Below are 9,922 nucleotides of genomic sequence, written 5' to 3' on the forward strand. Positions count from 1 at the left end.
GTGACCAGCGCCGATACCGACCTCCCCCGACTTTGAAACAGCCCTGCTCGGAGGGGGCGGCGGGGAAGGCCCGGAACGTCCCGAAGACCCGTAAAAAATGAGACCCGAAAATCCACGAATCACGGAGAACGGCCGGAGCCTCAGGGCTACAGTAGCTGCAGTCACGATCAGTTTGTTCCTGGCTGGCTGTGTCATCACCCCAGAGAACGAACCCGACGAAGGGGGTGAGCCCCAGACCCCGGGTGGAGGTTCCACGGAGGAGCAATCTGACGAGCGCGGTTTCATCGCGACCTCCTACACCACATCGACGCAGCTCGGAGCTGGACTCGAGATCAATGTTCGCCCACTGGAGTTGATCGAAGAAGATACTCTGAAGCTGAGCATGGAAGTGTCCAACACCTCCGAGAGGGACTACATCCTGGAGGATGCGCTCAGCGACCCAGACAACCTCTACTCAGCCAGCAATGCGACCCTCGTTGACCCTGTCGCTCAAACACGCCACCTGAATAACGAACTCGGCGATGGGTCTTGCTACTGCACCTTCACGGAAGGAACGCTGGAAAGCGGCGACAGCGTCGACCTCGAGGTCATGTTCCCAGCACCACCCGAAGGTACAGAGACCATGACGGTCACCACCCCTGTCACTTCGCCCTTCTTCGACATCCCTATCGCTGAATCTTCTGATACCGCCGATGAAGACTACAGCGACGGGGAGATCATTCCACTTACCATGATTTCGGAAGACGAAGGCAGGAGCGACCAGGAGACCGACGAAGAGCTCAGCATCTTGCTCTCTTCTGATGTTCTCTTCGACCTCGAGAGCGCTGACCTCACCTCCGACGCAGACGAAGTGATCGAGCAGGTAGCCAGCGAGATCGATCAGTCCAGCTCAGACACTGTAACCATCGAGGGCCACACCGACGACCAAGGATCGGACTCCGTGAACAACCCGCTCTCGGAAGAGCGTGCCGAGTCCGTGGAGTCAGCGCTTTCTGAACTAGTCACACGAGACAACGTCACCTTCGAAACGGAAGGACATGGATCAAGTGACCCCGTCGCGGACAACGACACCGAAGAAGGTCAAGAACTCAATCGTCGAGTGACCGTCACGTTCGAGAAGTGAGGGAGATGAACCGTGGGAAGCTGCACCCGGAAGTCCCTCGTAGCTGTCGCCTGCGTTCCACTACTGACCCTCGCCTCTGGAAGCGCCAGCGCCGATGAAGATTCACACGCCCTGGGCACTAGCCAAGGGAACGAAACGGAGAGCCAAGGACTAACCGCCGAGGCAAATCAGGTCGAGCGAAACGAACGAGGAAATCTCGTCTCAGTAGACTGGGCCATCGTCAATGAGACCGACTCCGATGTCGTCCTTACTTGGCTCCATGAGCAGGAAACCTACACGTACAGCGGGGACTACTACTCAGGTGTCACGATCGTGGACCCTGAAACCGATACCCGCTATCACCCACTCATGGATCAAGCTGGGGAATGTGTGTGCGCTGGCAATACTTCCGGCAGGTTCTTCAATCAAGTGGTCGCAGGCGGATACAGCCCGTACTGGTCTCTCTTCTCCACTCCGAGCGATGTCGAGACACTGACCCTTGAGGTCCCGGGGTTCGAGCCGATCGAGGACATCCCTATCGACTGACCGCTGACCAACGACCGATGGCCACCGGCACCGATCCACCAGGCCTTCCGCCCACCACCTCTCCCCCACTTCTCCCACTTCCACCTTGGAGACGGAGTTGAACACCCCCACACCACGCCGACAAGGGGACCCCAGACGCCCTTCCGGGCCGTCGGGGCCGTCCGGCCCGCCGGGGCGTCCGAACGATCGTCCGGGAGACATCGACCGTTCTCCCAACAAGGGAGCCGACTCGGGCTCTCCGAGCACCGGCCCAGCCCGGGCCGTCCGCCCCACCCGAGCCTCTGGCCGCAAGTCCACCTCGCGTTCCAAGGCCGGGTCCCGCCGCCGTTCCGGAGTCGGATCCGGATCCGACTCCGGGGCCGCGCTGCTGGAGACCGCCGCGGTTCTGATCCTCGCCGCGGCCGTCATGGTGGCCATCTACCAGCTCGAGCTGAGCCAGATCTTCAACAACGGTGTCCGGCAGATGGTGTGCCTGGTCGAGGGGCCGGAATGCGGGGAGACCTGGACCGAGGAGGACCGGCCCGAGGAGCCGGAGAGCTACGGGAACGGCGACGGCGACGGTTCCGGCGGCACCACGACCGTCAGCAACTCCTCGGAGAACGAGTCCACCGCGATGGACATGGCCGGCGACCGGGGGTGGGACGGCCGGGAGTGGACCTGCCTCAACAACCTCTGGAGCAACGTCTCCGACTTCGAGTCCTCCAGCGACGGCGGCGGCCAGGGAATCCCGGGTTACGACCCGGAGGTGCACGGCGACCATCCGCCGCCGGACGACTTCGAGGAGAGCGCGAACTCGCAGATCTCCTGGGGGCTGGACTACATCGATGCGGAGCACGGGACGCCGTGCGTGGCCTGGGCGCAGTGGGAGGACTCCCGCTCGTACTGACCCGATCTCGCCTGTACCGCCTCGCGCGACCCCGCGGCCGTAGCCCCCGTGATCCGCACAGAGGGGACCGCCCGGCTACCCGGATCACGCATGGCTCCGCCCGCTCATACACCCGTGCCCTGTCGCCCCAGCGGTTCGAGACCTCCGCGACCTTGGAGACACCGACCCCGACGAGACGACACGGACACCACACAGGAACCACGGCATATGGACAAGACACGACGCTGGGTGCTGGCCGGCACCGCGGCCCTCGCGATCGCGACCGCCCTGGGCGCCGGACTCTGGCTCGGCGGCGGGCCCACCACACGTGACGGATGGGAGGCGGCGTCCTGGGCCTCCGGCATCACCGCAGCCCTGTGGCTCGTCGTCACCGCTGTCACCTGGGCAGCCACGTCACGAGGGTCCGAACCGCCCGAACCTCCGAACGAGCCGAGCGGCGGTGTCGGCGGCGAGCGCCCGAACCCTGACGCCCCGGAACCGCCTCCGTCACCGACCCCCGGGTCCGTCCCCTCCTCGCGCACCGTGAACCACATTTCCGGTGGGGTCCACGGCAACGCCCGGGTCATTCAAGGCGAGAACATCAACATCGAGAGTTCGCACCACCGCGGCGACCACCACGACCGGGGCTCGACCTTCACCGACGGGCAGGACCGGGGCTGAAGAATCCGTGTGCGCCCGCCGGAACGGGCCCCATGGACCTCCCTCGACCCCGGCCCGTCAGCGCTGCCTACCGCCCCCACCTCCTCCTTTACACCCCCGGCCCGATCCCCTAGGTTCACCGAAACGCTGCCGTTTCGCTGAGGGAGAGATCATGCGACCGGAGCAGGGTGAAACGCCGCGGGACCCGGCCGGAGAGCCCGACCAGCACACACGGCTCGGACTCCCCGAGCACTCCGACCACCTCGAGCGTCTCGAGCACCTCGAGGCCCGCGCCGCCCGCGAGGGCAGCATCCCGCGCACCGAGGCCCTGGAGCTCTTCGACGCCCTCCCTCCGGTCCCGGTCGCCGAGATGCTGGGAGCGTGGAAGGGTTCCGGTCTCAGCACCGGCCATGACTGGGACGGCCTGCTGGAAACCTTCGGCTGGCACGGCAAGGTGTTCGCCGGTTCCGAGGCCGCCCACCCCCTGGTCTTCGAGGACGGCAAGGGGCTGTTCTCCGTCGACCCGGCGCTCGTCCCGATGGGGGCGGTGACCCGGTTCCCCGGAGCGGCGCACACGCCCATGCTCGGCCGCCTCGGCCGTGGTTCCTTGAGGCTGCTGCGTACCACGAAGCCGCGGGCCCGGCTGCGCATGGTCGAGTACCGCGGCGTCTCGACCGGGACCATGTCCTATGACGCGCTGCCCATCAACGACCACTTCCGCAAGGTCGACGACGACACCCTCATCGGGGCCATGGACATGCGCGGGGTCAGCGCGCCGTTCATGTTCGTGCTCCGTCGTGAGGTGTGACCGGGTGAATCAGGGAACCAGATGAACCGAGCGGACTTCGTGACAGATGCCCCGTCGATGCGGTCGATCAGAAGTTGCCGTGTGGCCACTACCGGACACACCCTCCCCGGCTGAGAACCACTCTCGCTCCGGAACCAGCGCCATGAGGAGGGGACCGACGCCGCAGGCGCCCCCGGTCACAGCAACCGCTACGACGGGCCGGGGCGTCTGATCAGCAACGGCGCCCACCGCGGATCACGCCCGCACCATCTCGCAACCCCGGCACTCTCGTCGTCGAGCTCGTCCACACGATGACATTCTTCGAAAGTGGAGCGCGGAGCAGGACGAACAGGACTCGGGCGAAGCCCCGGAATCGAACTGACCCCTGACACAAAAAAGGCTCCGCGGCTTGCGCCGCGGAGCCTCTTCTCCCCTACCCAATATGGCTTTGTGTCCAGGTACCCCCGGGTCGACTGCCGTGACAAACCCGGGGGCCCTGGAATCCCGGTTCACTTCCAGTGTCTTCTCGGCGTCACCTGAACTTGAACCGGGGTCTTGCAGGCCAGTGACCTCGTGCACCTCGTAGAGATCGAGGAACTCCTGAGCCTTGGCCTTGTGCTCTTGTGGTCATTCGGTTTGCGGTTCCGGTGGGCCGGTACCGCAGGGCTTCATCCCCCTAATCCACCCTGCGGTCCGGGCTCGATCGCCCACGGCCCGCCCCCTCCACGGGCCGCGGATACGACCTCCACCACGGCTCGGGCATTGCCGAGCCCACCTCCATTGCCTGGAGGAGCTGCCGCCATTCTACACCGGCTTTCTCGAGGCGACGTCCGCTTTCCACGAGCTTTCCGGACCAGGAACCCATCCTGAGGTTCTCGGACAGGGCGTCGTACCGTTTCGTCACGAACTCACGCCCTTCCTCGTCGTCAGACCCCAGGACGTTCCAGGAGAATGGAGGCTCCTCCCCTGCCCGGAGACGCTGGTCCAGCCGACCGAACAGAAGATCGGCCAGCGTGATTACCTGGACCTCGTTCCCCGGATGGGGTGGTGCCTGCAGCATACTGGAAAGCACGGCGGCTATCGACCCCACAGAGGGCTCGGATCCCTGACACGCGCAGGCCGATTCTTGCTTTTTGGAGAACTCCGCGCCATCCAGCCCCATGCACAACCCCCGATGGTGTACGAGAAGCGCGCATCCGGGCTCCGGGCACGCCTCAACTTCCTGCTCTTCAGAACGAAAGCCCAGGTCAGACCGGGTTTCTGGGCCGACAGGGGAGCCGGTCGAGAGACCGGATCCCGGACCGGACATAGGGGAAGAACTCAGACCTTCTCGGAACCGAGTTCTGGGTTTCGGCTCACCCGTTTCGGCGTTGGGGGCTTTCCACCCAGCACCCATATGGGCGATTTCTGTTGGGTTATCGAGTTCGTCGTCCGCCACGCCTCAGCCCCCCGGATTCGGCGAGAAAATTTTCTGGGAGGCCCCGATCAGCCCCTCCGGGGACCCTTCGGAGGCTTCCCCGGAGGGCTTGGGCGCGGGGGAGCGACCTCCGATCGCGGGGCCCGGGCACCCGCTCGCGGAGGCCGGAGGCCCGCTCGAGGGGACAGAAGGCCGGGCGGCGGGGGCCACTGGGTCGACGGAACCAGCGGGAGAGACGCGTTGCACCGACAGGTCGGACGTATACCGGCGCACCCGACGTGACCGCTGTCGGCGCTCCTGCGGACCCCGGCCGAGGGAGATCGAGGGAGGCAGGGGGCCGAGGCGGCTGCGAAGGTCACGGAGGTTGAACGGGTTGAGAGGACTGGAGGGTTCGGGGGGCCGGCACGGGGGCTGAGCGGGGCGCCGTTCCGGGGGCGAGGCCGCCTCGGAGGGAGGAGGCGGCGGAGGCGGACTGGGGTTGAGGACAGGTGCCAACCCGCGTTCGAGTGGCACCGCAAGTACGCTTTTCATGTCGATCTGCTCCTACAGGTCGGCCATGGCCCCGGGGCGTGTGGCTGCACGTCGCCGGGGTCCTTGCGTTCAGCGGTTGCTCTGATCGTACGTCACTCTTACCTACCCGTACATAGACTTCTTGATACTGACCCACTGGGAACTGTTGACCCTCACTCAGCCATGCTCTGCACATGGACTTGCCGAGTGGCTACGGGCCTGACACGGAAATCGACGACGAGGGCATGGACCCGGTGTGGAAGCAGCTTGCTGCGATCCTCCTGGCCCGCATCGAGGCCGAGGTGTATCCGGCGGGTAGAGCCATCCCTTCACTCACACAGCTGCTGCAGGAGTTCGGGGTCTCCAGAGGAACGGTGCTGAAGGCAACCGGATACCTGGAAGATGCCGGGTTCCTGAGAGCTGTGCAGGGACGTGGAGTGTTCGTTCTCCCGAAGCAGTGACCGCAGTGCTTCCCGAGCGGGGGCGCTGCACTCCGGGGGTCGGTGTTCGCGGGGGCATATCGACGACTGGGGTGACGACGTGCGACATGACAAGCGGCTCCGTTCGCTTGTCCCGGGCCCGGGGGCACCGATGGTGCCTCCGGGCTCCTGCTTGAGGGGTTCAGTGCTTCTAGCCTACTTCAGCTTGTCTATCTCGTACAGAACATATAGCATATGAAAAGCGTCCCCCACGTCCTTAACTTCTCCTCCATGGATGTTGACCGCTTCGACCCGACGCCCATCTACCAGCAGGTGGCGCGCGCGATCAGAACCCGCATCGAGTCGGGAGACCTCAAGCCCAGAGACCCGGTGCCCTCCGAGTCACAGATGGTGGCCGACTACGGGGTGGCCCGCGCGACTGCCCGCCACGCGGTCGCCCTCCTGCGCTCCGAGGGCTGGGTCGTGACACTGCCGCAGCGGGGCACCTTCGTCTCCGACTCCCCCGGTACGCCGCCGAGTACCTGACCCGGAAAGTTCCGGAGGCCGTTCCGGGCCCGAGCCCGGGGTCGCGTCCCGCCACACCTGACCCCCGTTCCTTCCACGATCCGAGTTCTTCTCCACGGACCCCACCCGGGCCTACGGGTGGGGTCCGTGCTCATGGGGTTGGGTCCTGACCATTGGGGCCGTCGCCACCGTCGTGACCGCCCTGGCCCTTCTTTCCTACGTGGCCACCCCGGCCGCTGCGACCTCCGCCGATGGCCGGGGGTTCTTTCGCCATCACACTGCGTCCACACCTCTTTCTGCCCCGGGAAGTGCACGCATCACACCCTCGAACTCCTGGTCGGACGGGCAGGAGCCCGTTTTCCGAACACCGAGCGGGAGATGTGGACACCACCCGAGAACGCAAGACCCCACCACTCCCCTGCACCCCTGCGCCCCTGCGCCTTCGCCTGCTCGCCCTGGGCGGCGCGTTCGCGCTCTTCACCGCCGACTGCGGCCTGGTCGGCGACGACTCCGGGGAGCTCCGGCGAGGGCTCCGACAACCCGCACCTGAGCACGCTCCTGCGCAGCGGTCGCGGCACCGATGGCTACGACAGGAACACCAAGGCCGGGGTCACGCTCGTCGACGGCGGCAACATGCATCACCACCCCTCGCCAACACCCATGGGCAGTACCAGTGCACGGAGGGCCGCGGCTGCGCGATCACGAGCGGCCCGCATCCCGCGACGCACGGTCCGGCACCTGCGCCTCACGGATCACGCCGCACGTCGTCCTGTCACTTGCGCCCCAGCCCGCAGAACTCGTCCATCTGCCGCACCCGACCGGCCTCGACCTGCTCCGCACGCCACAACGGGCACGAGACCACCCCGGGCTCCACCAGCTCCAGCCCCTCGAACAGCCCGGCGATCCGCTCCGGGGTGCGCAGGTGGTAAACGGCCGAGCCCGCCTCGTTCCACCGGCGCACCGCCTCCTCCATCGCCTCGCCCGTCACCGCGCTCGTGCTGTGCACGATCGCCAGGAAGCTCCCCGAAGGCAGCGCCCCCATCAGGTGGTCGATGATCGCCTTCGCCTCGCCGTCTTCACCCACGAACGGCAACACACCGAACATCGTGACCGCGACCGGCCGGGTCGGGTCCAGGGTCCGGGCGGCCTCGGCCAGGAGCGTGTCCGGGTCGCGCAGGTCCGCGTGCACGTAGTCGGTCGCCCCCTCGGGCGTCCCGGTCAGCAGGGCCCGCGCATGTGTCAGTACCAGCGGATCGTTGTCGACGTAGACCACCCGCGCAGCCGGGTCGGCGGTCTGTGCGACCTCGTGGGTGTTGTCGGCGGTGGGCAGGCCGGTTCCGATGTCCAGGAACTGGTCGATGCCCTGCTCCTCGACCAGGTGGGTGACCATGCGGGCCAGTACGGCGCGGGTGGCGACGGCGACGTCGACGATCTCCGGCAGTGCCGCGGCGATCCGGTCCCCCGCCTCGCGGTCGGGCGGGTAATGGTCCTTGCCGCCCAGCCAGTAGTTCCAGATACGGGCGGAGTGGGCCTGAGAGGTGTCGACCTCGAAAGGGGGCGGGGAGTTCATGGGGCTACCGGGCTCCTGAAGCCTGATGGGGGGTGAAGGAGGAACGGGGGGTGGAGCGGGGGCGGGCACAGGGTCAGGGTCAGGGCGCGTGCGGAGGGCCCACCTTAACCCCGCCTGAACCCTGCCTCCTGTCCCAGGTCCGCTCCCCCGGCCGTCTTCTCGCGCCCCTCCCGCGCCCGGCCGACACATCCACCGGCTCCGGTGGCAAGACGCGTCCCCCGGGCCCCCACCCTCGGACCGGGCCCGCGCCCTCGGTGTCCCGCCGACAGCGGCAACTGCGGCCCGCGCACCGCGTCGGGCGCTCCTCACCCCCGAAGCTCGGAGCCATGAACCCTCCCGTGGACGGCTCCGGCGGCATGGGACCACTCGGCATCACGTACGGGCGATGATGAGGTAGGCCAGGTACCCCAGGTACAGGCTCACCAAGAAGAGACCCTCCAGGCGGGTCACACGTCGACCGGTGCGGAAGAACAGCACCACCAGCATCGAGACCACGGCCATGACGATCATGTCGACGTAGAGCACCTCTGCTGAGACCGCGACCGGTTCGGGGGCAACCACCACGGTCAGGCCCAGAACGAACACGATGTTGTAGACACTGGAGCCGATCAGGTTGCCGATCGCGATGGAGGCCTGTCCCCTCATGGTGGCCACGATCGAGGTGACCAGCTCGGGCGCGGAGGTACCGATGGCCACGATCGTCAGGCCGATCAGCACATCCGAGACGCCGAGCGCTGTGGCGATGCCGACCGCGCCGCTGACCAGCCACTCGGCCCCCAGGATCACCAGGGCGATCCCGCAGAACAGGAACAGTGCGTCCAGGGCGAAACGAGCCGGGCCACCGCGAGCCGGCCGCTCGGGCACGTCGGTGCCACCGGTGCCACCGCCCGAACCCTGGGAGGGCGTCTCCACGGCGTGAGTGCGTCGGGCGTTCCGGACGATCGCCACGGTATAGGCCACGCCGACACCCATCAGCAGGAGACCCATCGGCCGGCTGAGGCTGCCGCCCAAGGACAACAGGAACAGCAGTACCGAGACGACCGCGACGACTGGCAGGTCCAGGCGCATCATCTGGCGCTGGGTGAAAATGGGGCTCAGAGCGGCGCTGATGCCCAGGATCAGCAGCAGGTTGACGATATTGGTACCGACGATGTTGCCGGTGACCAGACCGGGGTGCCCCCGTAGCGCGGCTTCGACACCGACCGCCAGTTCAGGCAGGCTGCTGCCGATCGCGACCACGGTCAGGCCGATCACCATGGTCGATATGCGCAACAGCGCCGAGACCCCCGTGGCGCCGCGGACCAGAAGCTCTGCGCCGACCACGAGCACGGCCAACCCCGCGGCCACGAGTACGTAGCTCATCGACCGGCCTCCCCGCGCCCCCGGTGCGGAGCTGCCGCGCCGCGCCGGCTAGGAGCACCCGGGGATGCCGACCGACGCCCGTGTTCCTCGGCCCCTGTCCTCGGACGGCCCCGCGCCGTCTCCGGGCGGCTCTGCACCGTGGCCACGGCTCCCCCCCGG

General features: G+C 67.0%; 9 protein-coding genes. 7 read left to right on the plus strand and 2 right to left on the minus strand.

Annotation, left to right across the window (positions count from 1 at the left end; translation table 11 throughout):
- Window positions 1-172: 172 nt before the first annotated feature.
- The 7 genes from D474_RS33475 (at window position 173) to D474_RS0118110 (ending at window position 6,852) form a co-directional block, all read left to right on the plus strand.
- Complete coding sequence (locus D474_RS33475; protein WP_017614937.1) at window positions 173-1,123, plus strand: OmpA family protein; 951 nt, start codon at window positions 173-175, stop codon at window positions 1,121-1,123.
- A gap of 12 nt (window positions 1,124-1,135) precedes the next feature.
- The gene (locus tag D474_RS32785; protein WP_193374024.1) at window positions 1,136-1,648 is read left to right on the plus strand and encodes a hypothetical protein; all 513 of its coding nucleotides are present in this window, start codon (window positions 1,136-1,138) and stop codon (window positions 1,646-1,648) included.
- A 406-nt stretch (window positions 1,649-2,054) separates the two neighbouring features.
- Complete coding sequence (locus D474_RS33480; RefSeq protein WP_017614939.1) at window positions 2,055-2,534, plus strand: hypothetical protein; 480 nt, start codon at window positions 2,055-2,057, stop codon at window positions 2,532-2,534.
- A gap of 207 nt (window positions 2,535-2,741) precedes the next feature.
- Window positions 2,742-3,194 (plus strand): hypothetical protein, encoded by a 453-nt coding sequence (locus D474_RS0118090; RefSeq protein WP_017614940.1) that lies wholly within the window; start codon window positions 2,742-2,744, stop codon window positions 3,192-3,194.
- Between the two features lie 151 nt (window positions 3,195-3,345).
- A complete protein-coding gene (locus tag D474_RS29180) occupies window positions 3,346-3,981 on the plus strand; it encodes a DUF4334 domain-containing protein (protein ID WP_017614941.1) in 636 nt (211 codons plus the stop codon).
- A 2,100-nt stretch (window positions 3,982-6,081) separates the two neighbouring features.
- Entirely contained in the window at window positions 6,082-6,348 is a 267-nt protein-coding gene (locus D474_RS0118105) for a GntR family transcriptional regulator (protein ID WP_017614943.1), read from the plus strand.
- A gap of 249 nt (window positions 6,349-6,597) precedes the next feature.
- Window positions 6,598-6,852 (plus strand): winged helix-turn-helix domain-containing protein, encoded by a 255-nt coding sequence (locus tag D474_RS0118110; RefSeq protein WP_017614944.1) that lies wholly within the window; start codon window positions 6,598-6,600, stop codon window positions 6,850-6,852.
- Window positions 6,853-7,603: 751 nt separating this feature from the next.
- On the opposite strand, the gene D474_RS0118115 is transcribed toward D474_RS0118110, so the two are convergent.
- Both D474_RS0118115 and D474_RS0118120 read right to left on the minus strand, forming a co-directional pair.
- Window positions 7,604-8,401: an SAM-dependent methyltransferase gene (locus D474_RS0118115; protein ID WP_017614945.1), complete on the minus strand. Its 798-nt coding sequence runs from the start codon at window positions 8,399-8,401 to the stop codon at window positions 7,604-7,606.
- Window positions 8,402-8,773: 372 nt separating this feature from the next.
- A complete protein-coding gene (locus tag D474_RS0118120; protein WP_017614946.1) occupies window positions 8,774-9,763 on the minus strand; it encodes a calcium/sodium antiporter in 990 nt (329 codons plus the stop codon).
- Between the last annotated feature and the right edge of the window lie 159 nt (window positions 9,764-9,922).

Source organism: Nocardiopsis salina YIM 90010 (assembly GCF_000341025.1).
Taxonomy (GTDB): domain Bacteria; phylum Actinomycetota; class Actinomycetes; order Streptosporangiales; family Streptosporangiaceae; genus Nocardiopsis; species Nocardiopsis salina.

Coding starts and splice junctions, on each gene's coding strand:
- D474_RS29180 (WP_017614941.1), top strand. CDS start 3,346: ATGCGACCGGAGCAGGGTGAAACGCCGCGGGACCCGGCCGGAGAGCCC.
- D474_RS0118115 (WP_017614945.1), bottom strand. CDS start 8,401: ATGAACTCCCCGCCCCCTTTCGAGGTCGACACCTCTCAGGCCCACTCC.
- D474_RS0118120 (WP_017614946.1), bottom strand. CDS start 9,763: ATGAGCTACGTACTCGTGGCCGCGGGGTTGGCCGTGCTCGTGGTCGGC.
- D474_RS0118090 (WP_017614940.1), top strand. CDS start 2,742: ATGGACAAGACACGACGCTGGGTGCTGGCCGGCACCGCGGCCCTCGCG.
- D474_RS33480 (WP_017614939.1), top strand. CDS start 2,055: ATGGTGGCCATCTACCAGCTCGAGCTGAGCCAGATCTTCAACAACGGT.
- D474_RS0118105 (WP_017614943.1), top strand. CDS start 6,082: ATGGACTTGCCGAGTGGCTACGGGCCTGACACGGAAATCGACGACGAG.
- D474_RS0118110 (WP_017614944.1), top strand. CDS start 6,598: ATGGATGTTGACCGCTTCGACCCGACGCCCATCTACCAGCAGGTGGCG.